The 17,284-nt window shown below is 59.7% G+C and carries 12 protein-coding genes; 5 read left to right on the top strand and 7 right to left on the bottom strand.

All coding sequences use genetic code 11. From position 1 onward, the window contains the following. The first annotated feature begins 180 nt into the window (after positions 1–180). The gene (locus CFII64_RS19825; RefSeq protein ID WP_020292616.1) at positions 181–1,005 is read left to right on the top strand and encodes an alpha/beta fold hydrolase; all 825 of its coding nucleotides are present in this window, start codon (positions 181–183) and stop codon (positions 1,003–1,005) included. Between the two features lie 124 nt (positions 1,006–1,129). Further along, positions 1,130–1,732 carry an HD domain-containing protein gene (locus tag CFII64_RS19830; RefSeq protein WP_218187611.1) on the top strand — a complete coding sequence of 201 codons (603 nt, stop codon included), beginning with the start codon at positions 1,130–1,132 and terminating at the stop codon, positions 1,730–1,732. A gap of 521 nt (positions 1,733–2,253) precedes the next feature. Here CFII64_RS19830 and CFII64_RS19835 read toward each other — a convergent pair. The 4 genes from CFII64_RS19835 to CFII64_RS19850 form a co-directional block, all read right to left on the bottom strand. Beyond that, positions 2,254–7,800 carry an AAA family ATPase gene (locus CFII64_RS19835; protein ID WP_020292618.1) on the bottom strand — a complete coding sequence of 1,849 codons (5,547 nt, stop codon included), beginning with the start codon at positions 7,798–7,800 and terminating at the stop codon, positions 2,254–2,256. Between the two features lie 17 nt (positions 7,801–7,817). Beyond that, complete coding sequence (locus CFII64_RS19840) at positions 7,818–8,183, bottom strand: response regulator transcription factor (RefSeq protein ID WP_020292619.1); 366 nt, start codon at positions 8,181–8,183, stop codon at positions 7,818–7,820. Positions 8,184–8,277: 94 nt separating this feature from the next. Beyond that, positions 8,278–8,892 carry a response regulator transcription factor gene (locus CFII64_RS19845; protein ID WP_020292620.1) on the bottom strand — a complete coding sequence of 205 codons (615 nt, stop codon included), beginning with the start codon at positions 8,890–8,892 and terminating at the stop codon, positions 8,278–8,280. A gap of 24 nt (positions 8,893–8,916) precedes the next feature. Beyond that, positions 8,917–10,482 (bottom strand): winged helix-turn-helix domain-containing protein, encoded by a 1,566-nt coding sequence (locus tag CFII64_RS19850; protein WP_020292621.1) that lies wholly within the window; start codon positions 10,480–10,482, stop codon positions 8,917–8,919. Positions 10,483–10,901: 419 nt separating this feature from the next. Between CFII64_RS19850 and CFII64_RS19855 the strand changes: the two genes are divergently transcribed. Further along, a complete protein-coding gene (locus tag CFII64_RS19855) occupies positions 10,902–12,110 on the top strand; it encodes an MFS transporter (RefSeq protein ID WP_020292622.1) in 1,209 nt (402 codons plus the stop codon). 8 nt (positions 12,111–12,118) lie between these two features. Here the strand turns inward: CFII64_RS19855 and CFII64_RS30310 are convergent, their stop codons facing one another. From CFII64_RS30310 to rutR, 3 genes are all read right to left on the bottom strand, one after another. Beyond that, complete coding sequence (locus CFII64_RS30310; RefSeq protein ID WP_020292623.1) at positions 12,119–12,988, bottom strand: AraC family transcriptional regulator; 870 nt, start codon at positions 12,986–12,988, stop codon at positions 12,119–12,121. A gap of 75 nt (positions 12,989–13,063) precedes the next feature. Further along, positions 13,064–14,056 carry an MBL fold metallo-hydrolase gene (locus CFII64_RS19865; protein WP_020292624.1) on the bottom strand — a complete coding sequence of 331 codons (993 nt, stop codon included), beginning with the start codon at positions 14,054–14,056 and terminating at the stop codon, positions 13,064–13,066. Between the two features lie 218 nt (positions 14,057–14,274). Continuing rightward, complete coding sequence (gene rutR / locus CFII64_RS19870; RefSeq protein ID WP_020292625.1) at positions 14,275–15,027, bottom strand: HTH-type transcriptional regulator RutR; 753 nt, start codon at positions 15,025–15,027, stop codon at positions 14,275–14,277. A 432-nt stretch (positions 15,028–15,459) separates the two neighbouring features. On the opposite strand from rutR, the gene rutA reads away from it, so the two are divergent. Then, positions 15,460–16,542: a pyrimidine utilization protein A gene (gene rutA / locus CFII64_RS19875; RefSeq protein ID WP_020292626.1), complete on the top strand. Its 1,083-nt coding sequence runs from the start codon at positions 15,460–15,462 to the stop codon at positions 16,540–16,542. Continuing rightward, positions 16,542–17,282 (top strand): pyrimidine utilization protein B, encoded by a 741-nt coding sequence (gene rutB, locus CFII64_RS19880; protein WP_020292627.1) that lies wholly within the window; start codon positions 16,542–16,544, stop codon positions 17,280–17,282. The genes rutA and rutB overlap by 1 nt, the downstream gene beginning before the upstream one ends. The last annotated feature ends 2 nt before the right edge of the window (positions 17,283–17,284 follow it).

Below are 17,284 nucleotides of genomic sequence, written 5' to 3' on the forward strand. Positions count from 1 at the left end.
TGGCAGTCCTTAAAGTCCTTCTTGGGACATTAATCGTTCTGAAGCAGGCTATGGCGCTCGGTTATGGGGGAAGCAGGGGCGATCCGGTTAAGAACATTTCAGGTCGGTGCCAAGGACTTGAGCGAAGGGGCGGCCTACTGTTGGCCTTCTCATTTTGTGCGCCAATCCCAGGAGAAACCCATGCCCACGATCACCACCGCCGACGGCACGCAGCTTTACTACAAGGACTGGGGCACCGGCCAGCCGGTCATCCTGAGTCATGGCTGGCCGCTGAATGCCGACATGTGGGAATACCAGATGAACTTCCTGGCCGCGAACGGCTTTCGGGTGATTGCCCCGGACCGTCGCGGCTTCGGGCGTTCCAGCCAGCCATGGCAGGGTTATGACTACGATACGTTCGCTGATGATTTGCACGCCCTGATCACAACCCTGGATCTGACCGACATCATGCTGGTGGGTTTCTCCATGGGCGGCGGCGAAGTGGCGCGTTACATTGGCCGCCACGGCACCCGGCGCATCGCCAAGGCGGTACTCGTCAGCGCGGTCACCCCGCTGATGATTCGTCGCGAGGACCATCCCGAAGGCATGGACCCGGCAATCTTCGACGGCATCCGCGCCGGGCTGCTCAATGACCGCGCAGGCTTCCTCGACGCGTTCGGACCGGTCTTCACCGGTGCCGACCAGCCGGGCTCTTCAGTTACTAAACCGATGCTGGACTGGACTCAGTTCATGGCCTTGCAAGGCGGCATGAAGGGCACTCTGGATTGCGTTGCAGCGTTTTCCGAAACGGATTTCCGTTCCGACCTGGCGCGCTTCGACGTGCCGACGCTGGTCATCCATGGTGATGGCGACGCCGTGGTCAACATCGACGTGACCGGCAAGGCCGCAGCGGCACTGGTCAAGGGTGCAGAACTCAAAATCTACCCTGGCGCACCTCACGCGGTGTACTTCACCCACAAGGATCAGCTGAATCAGGATTTGCTGACCTTCGCCCAGGCCCGCTAAACCCGCGACCTGTGACCCGTCGTCGCGACGGGTCACAGGTCCGTGAAACCCAAGACCGTGAGGGATGCATGTGAGGGATAACAATAACAATGGCATCGCCAGCATTCGATTGCCGGACAGTCCCATGGCTCAAGCGGCAGTGGAACTGATCAGCGATGCGCACTCAACGCTGATGCTCAACCACTCGAAACGGGTATTCCTGTTCGCCACCCTGATCGGCGAGCAGCACCAGGTCCCGTTCGATGAAGAATTGCTTTATGTGGGGGCGCTGTTTCACCGCGTGGGCCTCACAGCACGGTATCGACGCTCGCAAAACCGCTTCGAAATCGATGGCGCTACTGCCGCACGGGAGTTTCTCAAGGGGTTCGGCTGCTCGAATGACGATGCACAGGAAGTCTGGGACGCCATTGCCCTGCACAGCACTCCAGGCATTCCGGAACACAAATCGCACCTCGTCGCACTGATCGCTGCCGGTGTGGATACCGATCTGTATGGCCGGCATCGCAGCGCGTTCAGTCCTGCTGAACTGACACACATTCTGCAGGCGTTCCCCCGCGAACCGGGTTTCAACGCCAAATTGCTCAACGCCATGGCGGCGGGCCTCAAGCACCGCCCGCATACCGCCTTTGGCACGGTGAACGCCGATGTTCTCGAACGCCTCGACGAACAGTACAAACGGGCTAATTTCTGCACCCTGCTGCTGGAAACCCGCTGGCCGTTTGAATAACCCTGAACCTTGAAACGCAACCTTGCGCAGGAGCGAACTTGTTCGCGAGGCGCTGTTCCGGATTGGCCTCGCTCCCCCGGTTAAATTCGTTCTGGCTGTTGATCTGGCTTTAGCTTTTGATCTTGACCTTGACCTGCCCCGTCGGAAGGCCGAGCGCAGGTTTTGCGCAGTGGGCAACCCGGCATGGATGCCGGGTTAGCCGCCCTTGGCCATGGATGGCCGATGGCGGCGGGCCCACGGAGCAGAACCGGAGCGAGGGTATGGTGAGCCCAGGCGAACCACCGGACGTCAGGGGCGAGAGCGCTTGGTTACTTGGCGCTTTTCCAAGTAACCCGCCGTCAGGGCGGAACCAGTAAGTCGCCGTTACCGCAGGAATGGATATGTACTCGGTCAAAAAAACAGAACACAAATGACTTCAACGATAACGCGTGACTCTGGATGAACCCGGTGTCCATACGCTTTTCGCGAGCAAGCTCGCTCCCACACAGTCTGCGCAGATGCTGCGTTGCGCGGACGACAGCCTACACCGGCAGGGTAAACACAAAAACCGTTCCCCTGCCCCGTCCGGCAAACGCATAAAGCCCGCCGTCATGGGATTCGATAATCGATTGGCAGATTGCCAGGCCCATGCCCATGCCTTTTTCCTTGGTCGTAAAAAAGGCGTCGAACACACGTTCGAGATGCTCCTCGTTGATTCCGGCGCCATTGTCCTGGACGCTGACCACCACATAGTCATTGCCCACCGTATCGCAACTGATCGACAGACGACGGGGGCCATCATGGACTTCGCTCATGGCCTCCATCGCGTTCATGATCAAGTTGAGAATGACCTGTTGCAGCTGCACCGCGTCACCCTCAATGCTCAGCTGCGGCCCACTGCTCTGGCGGATCAGCAGCACCTGCCTGTGCTCGATCTCACTGGCGGTCAGCTGCACCACCCGGCGGATCACTTCGTTGATTTGCAACGGCTGTCGCGTGGACGGCTTCTGTCGAGCCAGCGATTGCAAGGCGCGCACGATGTCGGCCGCACGCTTGCTGTCATTGACGATGTCGCCCAACCCCGCGAGGGCTTCGGCAACCACCGGCGGCTCCCGCTTGAGCCAGCGCACACTGGCGCTGGCATTGGTGATGATGGACGCCAGCGGCTGATTGATTTCATGGGCAATGGACGCGGCCAATTCGCCCATGATCGTCGCCTGCGACACGGTGGCCAACTCCGCTCGCGCGTGGCGCAGCGCCGCTTCGGTGGTGCGCCGTTCCGTGATATCGCTGGCGACTCCGACAAAGACATCCCTATCGTCAGTGTCTGGCTCGCCCAGTAACTCCAGGTGGCGGATGCTGCCGTCCGGCATCACCAGACGAAACTCATGCTGGAACGCGCTGCTGGTACGCACCGCGCGGCTGAGCATGGCCGAAAAAGCATTCAGATCCTCGGGATGGACGACGCGCTCCAGCTCGTGCAGTGACGGCGGCGTCGCCGCAACCGGCAATCCCCACACCGAAAACAACTGATCGGACCAGACGGACTCATCCCTGCCCGCATGCCAGCGAAAACTTCCGGAATGACCAATGCGCTGGCCCAGCGCCAAGGAGGCCTGACTGGTGCGCAAAGCCGACTCGATCGCCCGGCGCCGGGTGTTTTCTTCCACCAGCTCAGCGTACAGCCGGGCGGTTTCCAGAGAGATCGCCGCCTGCCCGGCCAGCAGTTCCAGGACCGTGGCGCGATTGGCGGTGAAGACGCCCGGCGCGAGGTTGTTTTCCAGGTACAGCACGCCGATGACCTGACCTTGTTTGACCAGCGGCAGGCACAACACCGAGCGCGCCTGGCGTTGCTGAAAATAGGGGTCATCGACGAAGTCGCTGGCTTGCATGGCATCGTCCAGCACCACCGATTGTCGGGTACGCATGACGGTGTAAAGCAGGGACAACGGCAAATGCTGCGCCAACGGCACGGACACGGTCAGATCGATCTCGATGCCCCGATCCTGCGCCCGGCCTCGGGCACAAATCTGCGGCTGGTCCTGTTTGACCAGCAGCAACAGCGCCTGCTGTGCGCCGGCATGAATGATCGTGTTGGTCAGCAGCGTACCAATCAGCCGGTCCAGGACAATTTCTTCGGACAAGGCTTGAGAGGCTTTCATGACCGAGACCAGATCCAGCGTGTCTTGCCCGCCGGAAATACTGATCGAAGGACGGGACAACGATGCCTGCTCGCGCAGGAAGCCGGCGCGGGCTTCGAGGTTAGCGACCTTGCCATGCGCGCCCCAGCGCTGATAGCAATCCCGGGCACTGCGCATATGGCTGCGCGCCGAGGAGAACAAGCCTCGGGTGTGATGGAATTCGGCCGCCAGTTCATGGGCCAGCGCCTGGACATGCACGAAACCGGCATTGGCCGCTGCGGTAATCGACAGCTCATACAGGTCCAGCGCGTTGAGCGTGTCCCCGGCCACTCGGGCCATTTCCGCTTCGACCAGGAGCGCCTTGTCGCGAAATACCTGCGGATTGAGCGCCGCCCATTGGTTGAGTTTGTCCAGATGAGGCGTCATGGCCGCCACAATCCGGGCAGAATCAAGCGTCCGGTCACGCCCGCTGGCAAGGTTGAGGGCGCTGAAAAAATGCAATTCGAGCAGATGCACGTGCGCCGGCGTCGACCAGGCCAGTGATTCAGCTTTTTCCAGGCAGAGCGTTGCGCCAGTGAAATCGCGATACAGGTAGTTGGAAATGCCCTCGAAAAGCCACCACCAGAACGCTACCGGTGTCATGGCACTGTCGCGGCCGGCGCAATCCTGGGTCGTGCTGGACGCCACTCCTGCGGCTGGCCCCACGCGCAAGGCCGCGACAAATCGCGCCTGAGTCTGCAACGCGGCTTCTACGTCGCGAAAGCGCGCGCGTCGGGAAAACTCCAGGCCGTTGTCGATTTCCTCCTGCACGCGCTCCAGGTATTCGCCCATGACCAGCAGGTCGGAGACGATGTGATTACAGGCATAACAGCTCATGCTCAGATTGCCGGCGGTATGGCTGCTGGCAAATGCCGCACGCGCGTAATCCAGGCAATGGCTCAGCGGTTGAGTCCAGACGCTGACCTGATCAAGCGCAACCAGCACCATGCTTTCGGCACCGTCATAACCGTGACGCTTGACCAATTGGTGTGCCAGCTGCGCGTACTGCGCGCCTTCCTGATAAAGCCCTTGTCGCTGGGCAAGCACCACACCAAACCAGGCGAATCCCGACGCCGACGCGGCACAGATACCGTAGTCGAGGGATAGCTGCACCATCTCGCAAGCGACGACGAACAGCACATCCTGATCAGTAAAGGATGCCGGGGCAATCAGGCTGGCGAGCATGCCAACGGCGGCCTCGAATGACGCCTCCTGCATCAACGGCAGCTCGATCAGTGATGCGATTGAGCGGTTTGCGAGGGTATGCAGCAGGCGTTGATACCGCTGTTCGATTGCCTCGCCCTCGATCTGCGGGGCAATCCGGATGCCGAACATGCGCAGCCCTTCCAGCGCCGTGGCGATGGCCTCGCGGTAGCAGGACGAGAGAACCTGCAGCTCGACTTTGAGCATGTAGATCGCTGCGCGCTGCACCACGGCATCGATGTGCTCCAGCAACTCGGCAAGCACCCGGCTTGCCGGCTCGAGCTGCGCATCGAGAATCAGACACTGCGCCTGAAGCACACCGGCCTCGTAACTGATTGCCGCGTGTTGCTGCCAACGCTGCGAATGGGTCAAGGACCTGACCGTTATCAGGTAACCCAGCGCAGAGTGAATCGCCGCAGCCTTCATTGCCTGCCGGGCAGCGCGCAACAACAGGTCGCTGAACAGCAGCACTTCGGCGGCATCCGGCTCGTCGGGCCGAACCCGCTGCAAGTGCGAGGCAATGGCGAAAATCTGGTCGGTGCGCCCTTCCCCATCCAGGTCCGCGAGGAGAATCCGGGCGATTCGCCCATGTTCGGCCGACCGCACCGCAGGCGGCGTCAGGCAATACGCCGATTCCTGGACACGATCATGATAAAAAGCAAATCCGTGGCGGCTCTCGGTCAACAGCCCGGCCTGCACAGCGGGCGCCAGATGGCGGTGCAAGGACTTTTCTACAGTGCTGCTGATTCGCGCCAGCGCCCGGATGTCGACGCACGATCCGATACACGCCATCTGCCCCAGCAATGCACGGGTCTGGGACGGCAGACGAGCCATCCGCGCCACCATCAGATCAATCACGTTATCAGCGCAGCGATGGCTGTCGATGGCGTCCAGGTTCCAGGTCCAGCTCGCTTTGCTGCGATCCATGACGATCAGCTGTTCATCGAACAGGCTGCGTAGCAACTGGTCGATGAAGAACGGGTTGCCGCTGGTTTTGGCATGAATCACCCTGGCCAGCAGCATGCTTTCGGCGGGGTCACATTCCAGTGCCTGCGCGACCCACTGGCAAACATCGTCAAGGCACAGAGTCGATATTTTGATTTCGGTCAAGCGCGTCGGGCTCTCGCGCAGCGCTGCCAGGAAGTCCAGGAACATGGGCGTTTGCCGGACTTCGACGTCCCGATAGGCACCCATCAACAGGATGCTTCGATAGTGACCGGCGCTGAACGAAGCGATGAAGGCCAACGTCGCATCGTCCAACCATTGCAGGTCATCGAAGAACAGGATGAGCGGGCGTTGCGGGCTGGCGAAGCTGTTCAGGAAGCGATGCAGCACCAGGTTGAACAGGTTCTGGGTTTCATTGGCGGGAAGATCGGCCAAGGGCGCCTGTGGTCCGAGAATCAATTCGATTTCCGGAACAAGATTGGCGATCAACCGGCCGTGGCCGCCGAGCGCTGCCAATAATTGCTCACGCCAGCGTTGTAGCTCGTCAGCGCTCTCACCGAGCACCCGCATGATCAAGGAACGCAGGGCCTGGGCCAGCGAGGCATAAGGTGCATTGTATTGCGCCTGGTCGAATTTCCCTGAGGCGAACAACACCCGATGCAACGCCAGATCCTGCTGGAGCTGGCGAACCAGGGTGGTTTTGCCGGTGCCCGAAGAACCCGAGAGCAGCACCATTTCACAGCCGCCGGTATGGCTGACCCGGGAAAACACGCCATGCAGCGCCTGCAGCTCTTCGCAGCGGGCAATCAGTCCCCTGCGCTCGTTGCCTTGGGGTAAATGACGCTGCAGGGCCGGTTCGAACGCAGCGATGTGCTGAAACTCGCTCCATTGCGCCAGGCATTCGCGCAAATCCATTTCCAGCCTGAAGGCATTTTGATAACGGTCGGCGGGGTTCTTGGCGATCAGCTTGAGAATCAGCTGGGCCAACGGCATGGGAATGGAATCGCGAAACTGGCGCGGCGACGGCGGCTGCCTCGCCACGTGGCAATACACCCACTCCACCGCGTCGCTGGCTTCAAACGGTAACTGGCCGGTCAGCCATTCATAGAAGGTCATGCCCAGGGAATACAGGTCGCTGCGTTCATCGGCCTTACGATCCACTCGCCGCGCCTGTTCCGGCGACATATACGCCAGCGTGCCGCAGATCGAGTCCGAGACGCTGTGCGGGCCGCCAGGCTGGCGCTCGACCGTGACGCCAAATCCGGTCAGGCGCACGAAACCGTCGTCACCCTGAATGAAATTGCTGGGCTTGATATCACGGTGCAGCAGACCGTTGCCGTGGGCCTGGCTCAGGGCGTGTGCGGCGCCAATGGCCAGGCGCAGGAACAGGCTGATCGACAGGCTTCCGTCCGCCACTTCGTGCAGGGATTTACCACCTGGATCGTTGGCGACCAGCAGCGGGCCATCCGGTGTGTGCAGTACCGCCAGCGGCATCAAGGCCCAGCCGGGATCCAGCCGGGGCGCGATTGAAAACTCATGCTCGATGCGGCGGAAGCCACTTTCGACCAGTCGGGCAGAGCACCGTGCAATCAGCCAGGTGGGTGAACAGCCAGGCACATGCACCCGATAATGATCGATCTCGCCGTCGGCATACAGCAGTTCCCAGGACAGCAGCGCCAGCCACTGCAGACTGAAACCTTCCGGTTGCTGGTCAGGGAGGCCCCGCATACTCAACGTCGGCTCTGCACTGATGCCATTCATAACGGGTCCTTACCTGCTTAAACTACCTTCTCAAGTGCCTGCCTTATCGATTCGAGCAACGCTTCCTCGGAAAATGGCTTGTGCAGAAAACCCAGGGCGCCCGCCTCGCGCGTGCGGCGCACGGTGACTTCGTCGTCATGTGCGGACATGCAGCAAACCGCAACTGTCTTGCGCGCAGCTTTCAATCGCTCAAGCACTTCCAACCCTTGCATGCCTTTCATCTTCAGATCGAGCAATACGCAGTGTGCTTCGTCGCTCGCGGATGAAGCCAGGAACTCTTCCCCCGAAGCAAAGCCCACAGTGTGATAACCCAACGATTTGAGAAGATTGCCAAGGCCATTTCGCACGGAAGCGTCGTCATCAACAACGCAGATGAGGATCATAGGCTGAACTTCATGACAGGAAAAGTAATTAGAGAAGAATACGCTCTTGATTCAAAGAGCGGGATTGTCTCTATGTATAATTGTGCTGTTTTAATCAACTCACGGGAATCACTTGTTCCCACATCTTGACCAGCTCAATCAAAGTTCGTGCATTCATTTTTGTCATTATGTGCCGCTTATGCACTTTGGCGGTTATTTCGCTGGTGCCCAACTCGTGGGCAACCTGCTTATTCATCTTGCCGGTTACCAGTTGCGCCATCACCTCTCGTTCGCGGGGTGTCAGGGTTTCGAACCGGCGGCGGATGCTTTCGACCTGAACCCGCTCGATCAGCCCACGCTCATCGTGGTCGAGCGCCTGGCGGACGACTTCAAGCAGTTGATCCGGCTCGAAGGGTTTGGTCAGAAATTCGTGGGCGCCGGCCTTGATGGCTTTGACCGACATCGGGATGGTGCCAAAACCGGTCATGAAAATGATGGGAAAACGATGCCCGCGACGCAGCAGTTCCTCTTGCACATCAAAACCGCTGGCGGCGGCAATATTCACGTCCAGCAACAAACAGGTGGGTTGCTCGGCGAAGGCCTGTTCCAGAAACTCGTGAGCCGTCGCGAAGCACTGGGCGCTGAGGTCGGCCGAACTCAAGAGTCGAGTCAGCGAAGAGCGAATCGAGCTCTCATCGTCGACCACATAAACCATGGATGTCGCAGGCATAAACAGTAATCCGGGAGCTTGGTGCTACTGGCTGGTCGCCAGGACGCGTTGGTGGTTACGGTGAAAATGATCCGGCTCCGGCACCCCCTGGCTGGCACGCAAGGTGTTCAGCGAAGCTGGCGCTGCGCTGATTGCCAGCCGTTCGACGCACTGCGCCGACGAACCTGATGAACACGTCGATGTAGCCGTGCCCGGTGCCGGTTTGAGCCTCTGCACGATACAGGTCCGGGTCGCGCCCAACAGGCGGTAGAACTTGAACGGCCCTTCGGTCAGCACTGCCAGCAGGGATTTGAGCGCCAGGCCGACAATCGCGTCCATGACTTGTGTTCTGGAAATATCCTGGGACTGCGCGACCTCGCAAGCCTGATCCAGGGTGAACCGCCCGTCAAGCAAAGCGATCCGCCCCAGCACCCGGCGTTCGTCATGATTGAGCAGGCGATAGCTCCAGTCCACCGAAGCCTGCAAGGTCTGATGGCGCTCCGGCGCGCTGCGCAAGCCACCGGCCAACAGGTGCAGATCGCCCCGCAGGCTGGCGCAAAGCTCATAAAGCCCCAGTGCCGACGCCCGGGCAGCGGCCATTTCCAGGGCCAACGGGATGCCGTCAAGGGTGCGGCAGACCTGCGCAATCAGTTCGACACTCTGGTCGTCCAGGCCGTCGCTGTCATCGCCTGGAAAGCAGGAATCCAGCGCACGCAATCGGATCAGAAACAACTGTGCGGCATCGCTGTGCAGGATGTGCGTTCTGTCGGCGCCCGGCCCCGGCACGTCGAGGGGTACGACATTCATGCTGCGCTCACCATTGATACGCAAGGCCTCGCGGCTGGTGGCAAGGATTTTCAGGGTCGGGCAGCGCTGGGCAAGCTGCGCGCACAAGGTCGCCACGGCTTCGACCAGATGCTCGCAGTTGTCGAGGACCAGCAAAGTCGCTGCGTCATTGAGGCGGGCGACCACGGCGTCGAGCATCGACTGCCCCTGAACGCCATCGACCTCCAACGCATAAGCCACTGCGTCGATAACCCGCTCGGAGCAACTGAGTTGGCCCAACGCGACAAAACACACCGGCGCCGATTGCGTGCGGGACAGCCGATGAGCAACGGCCACTGCCAGCGAGGTCTTGCCGATGCCACCCGAGCCGGTCAGGGTCAGCAATGAAGTGCTTTCCAGGGCCTGACACGCATCATCCAGCGCCGCTACCCGGCCTATCAACGCGACGTCATGGGGCAGATCGCTCTTGCGCAGCATCGGACAGCCGAATGGGCTGGACAGCACACTTGCAGCCAGAGCATTCGACGCCAACTCTTCGTCGCCGCTGATGAGCATGTAGCCTCGACCCGGGATGGTGCGAATCAGGTCGCGATCGGTTCCCAGTGCCTTGCGCAGGGCGGAGATGTGCACCTGAAGATTGTTTTCTTCGACAACGGTCTCGGGCCAGACTTTTTGCAGAATCTCGTCTTTGGTCACCAGACGGCCCGGACGATTGATCAACAGCTCCAGGATATCGAACGCTCGCGCACCAATACGCAGCGGCGTTCCACACTTGAATACTTCTCTTAGTTCCAGAGATACATGGGCTTGACCGAGACTTATCATTCTATTCACGCTGTCCTTAGGGGGGCGGTGATTTTCTGCCGCACTACCGGCAGTGCCCTGGGGATCGATCGCTATCAAATGGCATTCATCACTGACGGTAAACCCTATATAACCCGGTAACTGCAACGCCCGATATTATCTATTGGGATAGTCCAGGCAAATACCCGAATATCACAAAGTTTGAAGTGCGCACAATAATACAATTAAATAGGGGTTTAACTTGAAGTACTAGCCATGAGCCACAGATACTTTTTATATCCGCCAGCGCGGCGAACCAGCCGTTGAGCCGCCCGGGATGCGATTTATGCAACGCTCTGTTGCGCAGGCGACGGATTCTCCCACCCGATGTGTTCGCCTAAGGTGCATTCCATATCGGTTCCAGGCGGAACTGCTCTCATCACCGACATGAGCCAACGTGCATGACCCAATCGAGCGCTACACCGCTGCATGCCTCGCAGCACACCCTGACCCGCGGCCTGGTGCTGCTGTTCGCATTTTGCTGCGGAGCCATCGTTGCCAATATTTATTACGCGCAACCTATCGTCGAACTCATTGCGCCAGACGTCGGTCTCTCGGCCCACAGCGCTAGCCTGATTGTCTCCCTGACCCAGATTGGTTACGCGTTGGGGTTGCTGTTTCTGGTACCGCTGGCCGACCTGCTGGAAAACCGCAAGCTGATGATCGGCACCGCCATTATCGCCACCGGCAGCCTGTTCGCCGCCAGCATGAGCCAGCACCCCAACGGATTCCTGATGATTTCGTTGCTGATCGGCTTCAGCTCGGTGTCGGTGCAGATGCTGATCCCGCTCGCCGCGCATCTGGCCCCGGAAGAAACCCGTGGCCAGGTCGTCGGCAATATCATGGGCGGCCTGTTACTGGGCATTCTGCTGGCGCGTCCGGTTTCCAGCCTGATCGCCGATCACTTTGGCTGGCGTGCGGTATTCATGAGCGCGTCGGTGGTGATGCTGGCGATCATTGTCCTGCTGGCATTGACCATCCCGAAACGGGCCCCCGATCACAAGGCCAGCTACGGCCAGTTGCTTGGCTCATTGATTACGCTGCTGCGCAGGCATTCGGTGTTGCGCCAGCGCTCGCTGTATCAAGGCCTGCTGTTCGCCGCGTTCAGTCTGTTCTGGACTGCCGCGCCTATCGAGCTTTCGCGGCACTTTGGCTTGTCGCAAACCCAGATCGCCCTGTTTGCCCTGGTCGGCGCCATCGGCGCCATCGCTGCGCCCATTGCCGGTCGACTGGCCGATGCGGGACATACCCAGCGCGCCTCACTGCTGGCGCTGACGCTGGCACCGATTGCGCTGCTGATCGGCCTGACGCTACCTGGCTACACCGTCATTGGCCTGGCGGTTACCGGTGTGCTGCTGGATTTCGCGGTGCAGTTGAACATGGTGCTCGGCCAGCGCGCCGTCTACGCGCTGGACCCCGCCAGCCGTGGTCGCTTGAACGCCCTGTACATGACCAGCATCTTTATCGGCGGCGCCATAGGCTCGGCGGTGGCCAGCAGTCTTTATGAACAAGCCGGCTGGCACGGCATAGCGCTGTTCGGCGCTGGATTGCCACTCATTGCATTGGGGATATTTTTACTGGCCGGGCGCCGGAAAAAAATCGCCGCCTGAGCCTAACCTCAGCTCAATAAAACGATGGCTCCGCGTTGCCGACCGCGCCAGACGCTGGGGCTGGTCCCCACCATACGGGTGAATACCCGGGTCAGGTGCGGCTGATCGGAAAAGCCGCATTGCCCGGCAATCGCCGCTAACGGCAGTTGCGGTTGTGCCTGGAGCAGTTCCTTGGCTTTTTCGACACGCATTTGCAGCAACCAGGTGTGCGGGGCAACACCGGTAGCTTGTTTGAAAGCCCGGGAGAAGTGGCTGCGGGACAATGAGCATTCCTGGGCAACACGCTCTACGGACAGATCATTGCCCAGGTTGCCGGCAATCATCTCCTTGGCCAGTCGCTCCTGGCGAGGCGTCAGCGTGGTGGTGAATTTGCCAGCAGTCGAGGCAATCCGTCCGTAGTGCTGAATCGAATGCGCACACATCGCCAACAGGATGTGATCGATGAACAATTGATTGGCCATTGCCGGATTCTGCAACGCTGGCAACATGGCTTGAGCCAGGTGGTACAACACCCTGTCCTGAGCGCCCTGCTCATAACGGAACCCGTCGATCTTGCGCCCACGGTTCTCCGCCTGATACTCATCCAGGGTTTGTCGGGGAATGTTGAAGCGCAGATTGTCATAGGACGCGCGATGCTGGCAGCGCAGCTCGTCACCCATGAATGGCAACGACACGCTGCCTTGTCGATAACCGCCGGAGTAACTCAAGCGTCGCCCGCGCCACAGCCGGTGTTCGGCGAAATCCTCCAGCTGAACAATGATCGAAAAAGCATCAGCGCATGGAATATCAATGATTTTGTCGGGATCGGGACGTGCGTGAACCACCCGCGTGGCAGTGAATTTTTCGTTGTTCAAGTGCGCAATCGAAGGGGCGTCCACGGGGTTTCCATCAGGTAATCGCAGCCGCTACTGTATCGCCAAATCAGCGAGGCTGCGAGCCATCGGGACAGTCCCCTACTGGATCAACGGCACATGCGCCGCGCGCTGGTAAGGGCCGTATTCGATCGGCACCCATTGGAAATGCTTGTCGACAGCGGCAATGTGGCCGATGCCGGGAAACGGCAGATGCGCCGCCGCGACCCAGATTCCCTTGGCCGCTGCCGAGCTGAACACCTGCTCGCGACTGGTCTTGGCTTGCTGGGCATTGACGTCAAAGCCGATGGTCACTTCCGGATGATCGAATTGCACGGCCAGGTTGTGCACCAGATCGCCCATGAACAGGATGCTTTGCCCTGCGGAGCTGAACAGATACGTGGTGCTGCCTGGCGTGTGCCCTGCTTCCAGCGCGGTCTGTACTTCAGGCACCGGCGACTCGCCAGGTTTAAAGGTCTTGAAGCGGCCAGCCGCGATGTAGGGCGCCGTTGATTCCTGAGCGATCCTGAAGAACTCCCGGGCTTTTTCCGGGACGCGAGCCATGGCATGCGGATCGAGCCAGTAATCCGCTTCGGGCTTGGCCGCATAGACCGTGGCATTGGAGAAAATCGGCTGCTGCCGGGCATCCACCAGACCGCACACATGATCCAGGTGCAAGTGGGTCAGCAGGATGGTGTCCACCTGCGCCGGTTCGTAGCCCGACGCCTTGATGTTCGCCGACAGGAAACCTGCGGTCTCACCGATGCAAGCGCCTGCGCCGGTATCGACCAGAATCAGGTGCTTGCCGGTATTGATCAGGAACGCGTTGAATGCGGTCTGCACGCCGGGGGTATCAATGGAGCGACGCGCCAGCAGCGCGCGAATCTGCCCCGGGCTCAAGCCCTTGAGCAAGTCCGGCGACAAATCGTTGTAGCCGTCAAACAGCGCTGTCACTTCGTAATCGCCCACCGCGAACCGTTGATAACCCGGCACTTGGGTCTTCTGTTGCGCGGGCGGCTGGGCGAGCGCCAGTCCTGAAGCCAACGCCAAGGCCAAAACAAGCCCTCGCAGGATGGGTGAAGTGGACTGACGCATGACGACCTCTCAAACATAACGGACTGGAATGGGTCCGCATGATGGGAGAAACGCAATGCGGCGGATTGAACACTTGTGCTGGCTTTTCTGTTGCAGGGCAAAGCGACGAACATAACCCTGAATCATGCCCACGCTTTAGAAATCCACGCGATCTTGTAGGACCGGACTCATCCGGGAGTGCGGCGACTGGACTGATGCCTCCGTACTCAGCGTGAGGCTCAACCCTTACGAGGTCTGATCCCGTTAAGGATCAACCCTTGCAGGTTCTCCAGGGTCTGAGCGAAGAACGCCGGGTCTTGCAGCGAATTGCCGGTCACTGCGCTGATTTGCCGGGCGAAGTCGGCGTAGTGCTGGGTGGTCGCCCACAGGGAAAAAATCAGATGGTGCGGTTCGATGGGCGCCAGCTTGCCCGCATCGATCCAGCCCTGAATCACCGCCACCTTGGCTTCGACGATATCGCGTAACGGCTGCTCAAGTTCGGCCAGCATCAGCGGTGCGCCCTGAATGATTTCCAGGCAGAACAACCGGGATTCGGCCGGGTGATCACGGGACAATTCCAGCTTGACCCGAATGTAGTCGCTGATCGCCTGAATCGGGTCCTGCTCGGCGCTGAACCCACGCAGCGGTTTGAGCCAGACATCCAGTAGCTGGCGCAGCACGCTGGTGTACAGCTCTTCTTTACTGCTGAAGTAATAAAGCAGGTTGGTCTTGGACACGTCGGCCATGCTCGCGACCTGATCCAGACTGGTGCCATGCAGGCCAAAGCGGGAAAAAATCTCCAGCGCCGCTTCGAGAATCGCGGTGCGCTTGCCTTCGACAAGACGCGTACGACGGCTCAGCGTGGAAGCGCTGGCGGCCCGGGTGCCTTTGTCCTTCGCCACAGGCTTGGCTTTGGCCGCAGCGACCTTGGGCTTGACCACGCGCGTGCGTTTGAGGGATTTGGGCGGGGCGGCGGGAGTTTCGTTATTCACGTTTACGACCGATTCGATAATGCGTACGGGGGCACTTTACCCCGCAAGACCGATCTTGGGTATTTGCAGGTTCTTTGCAGGAGCGAACCTGTTCGGAAGGCGGCATACCCGACACGACGCGTCTGTGTGGGAGCGAGCTTGCTCGCGAAGGCATTGTTTCAGGCGATACAAAATGTCGACTGCACTATCGATTCGCGGGCAAACCACGCTCCAACAGATTGTGTTCGGCGTTTCTGCCCCATCGCCGTGCGCCATGCACAAACCAAGTGCTCTAACCTGGACCAGATGGTCTGAAATTTAACAATTCATTTACCAAGTCATTGTTTTAAAAGCACAAATAAAAGCTGGCCTGCTTCATGCAAAAGCTTTTGCGTACCGTGTTCCCGACGCTTTGGGCAACGCAATCATCGTTCGCATGCAAGAGGCCTTCTCATGGATATTGGAATCTTCATCCCCATCGGCAACAACGGCTGGCTCATTTCAAGCAATGCGCCGCAGTACATGCCGACCTTTGAATTGAACAAGGAAATCGTGCAGAAGGCCGAGCACTACGGCTTCGAGTTCGCGCTGTCGATGATCAAGCTGCGCGGCTTTGGCGGCAAGACCGAGTTCTGGGAACACAACATGGAGTCGTTCACTCTGATGGCCGGACTTGCCGCCGTCACCCGTCGCATCCATTTGTTCGCAACGGTCGCCACGCTGACCATTCCGCCGGCTATCGTCGCGCGCATGGCGTCGACCATCGATTCGATTTCCGGCGGTCGCTTCGGCGTCAATCTGGTGACTGGCTGGCAAAAGCCGGAGTACGAGCAAATGGGCATGTGGCCGGGAGATGAATTCTTCTCGACCCGTTACGAATATCTGGCCGAGTATGCGCAGGTGTTGCGCGATTTATGGAGCACCGGGCACAGCGACCTCAAAGGCAAGTACTTCACCATGAACGACTGCCGGGTCAGCCCCAAGCCCCAGGCCGAGATGAAAATAATCTGTGCCGGGCAAAGTGAAGCCGGCATGGCATTTTCTTCGCAATACGCCGACTACAACTTCTGCTTCGGCAAGGGCGTGAACACCCCGATGGCCTATGCACCCACTGCCGCGAAGCTGATCGAAGCCAACGAAAAAACCGGCCGCAACGTCACTTCTTGCCCGCTGTTCATGATCATCGCTGATGACACCGACGAAGCCGCTCGCGCCCGCTGGGAGCACATCAAGGCTGGCGCCGACGAGGAAGCGATTGCCTGGCTCAGCGAAAAAGGCGCTGCGGACAAGAGCCCCGGTTCGAACATGCGGCAGATGGCCGACCCCACTTCTGCGGTGAATATCAACATGGGCACGCTGGTCGGCTCGTGGGCCAGCGTGGCGCGGATGCTCGATGAAGTCGCGACGGTGCCTGGCACCCAAGGCGTGATGCTGACCTTTGACGACTTCGTGAAAGGCGTCGAAGACTTCGGGCAAAAAATCCAGCCGCTGATGACCAGCCGCCAACACATCAACCCACTGCAGGAATCCGCCTGATGAATGCACCCGCGCAAACCTCCGGTTATTGGCTGCCGGAATCCACATCGCCAACCCGGCAACTGCCCGCACGTCCTGAAGCCCTGAGCATGAAGGCGAGCGAGACCGCATTGATCGTGGTCGACATGCAGAACGCCTATTCGACGCTGGGCGGCTATCTGGACCTGGCCGGTTTCGATGTCAGCAGCACCGGGCCGGTGATCGCCAATATCCAGAAAGCGCTGACCACCGCCCGCGCCGCCGGGATGCCGGTGATTTTTTTCCAGAATGGCTGGGATCCCGAATACGTCGAAGCCGGCGGGCCGGGGTCGCCCAACTGGCATAAATCCAACGCGCTGAAAACCATGCGCAAGCGTCCTGAGCTGCAAGGCAAGTTGCTCGCCAAAGGGGGCTGGGATTATCAACTGGTGGATGAATTGCAGCCGCAGCCCGGCGACATCGTGGTGCCGAAAACCCGCTACAGCGGTTTCTTCAATACCAACTTCGACAGCCTGTTGCGCAGTCGCGGCATCCGCAATCTGGTGTTCACCGGCATTGCCACCAACGTCTGCGTTGAATCAACCCTGCGTGATGGCTTTTTCCTCGAATACTTCGGCGTTGTGCTGGCCGATGCAACGCATCAGGCCGGTCCTGACTTTGCCCAGCAGGCTGCGTTGTTCAATATCGAAACCTTCTTCGGCTGGGTGTCCAGCGTCGAAGATTTCTGCACCACCTTCAGCACCCAAACCGCTGCGATCTGAGG

This window comes from Pseudomonas sp. CFII64 (assembly GCF_000416235.1).
Classification (GTDB): Bacteria; Pseudomonadota; Gammaproteobacteria; order Pseudomonadales; family Pseudomonadaceae; genus Aquipseudomonas.